The organism is Priestia sp. SIMBA_032, assembly GCF_046535215.1.
Classification (GTDB): domain Bacteria; phylum Bacillota; class Bacilli; order Bacillales; family Bacillaceae_H; genus Priestia; species Priestia aryabhattai.
This window is the reverse complement of the sequence record NZ_JAWRXD010001115.1, coordinates 1-254: the sequence shown is the minus strand read 5'-3', so window position 1 is coordinate 254 and position 254 is coordinate 1. Positions and strand designations below refer to the sequence as shown.

The 254-nt window shown below is 67.3% G+C and carries 1 protein-coding gene; it reads right to left on the bottom strand.

Translation table 11 applies throughout. The features are described 5' to 3' along the window. Positions 1-197: GntR family transcriptional regulator (locus tag SB717_RS37790; RefSeq protein WP_410908294.1), on the bottom strand; the 197-nt coding region annotated here is incomplete at its 3' end. Positions 198-254: the final 57 nt, after the last annotated feature.

The window sequence follows — 254 nt, the reverse complement described above, 5'->3', positions numbered from 1 at the left end:
GCCGCGAGCCCCGACGCGGCGAGCTGCTTGTAGGCCGCGACGACGGTGTTGCGGTTGATGCCGAGGGATTCGGCGAGCGCGCGCACGGGCGGTAGCGCGTCGCCCGGCGCGAGGCTTCCTCGTTCGACGAGGGCCCGCACGCTGGCGGCGATCTGGGCCGCGGTGGATCCCGAGATCGCGTCGTAAGAGTCGGTCATCGTGGTCGATTGTCTCATGAGGATGGGGTTACACTTTGGCCTAGACCAATGATTGAC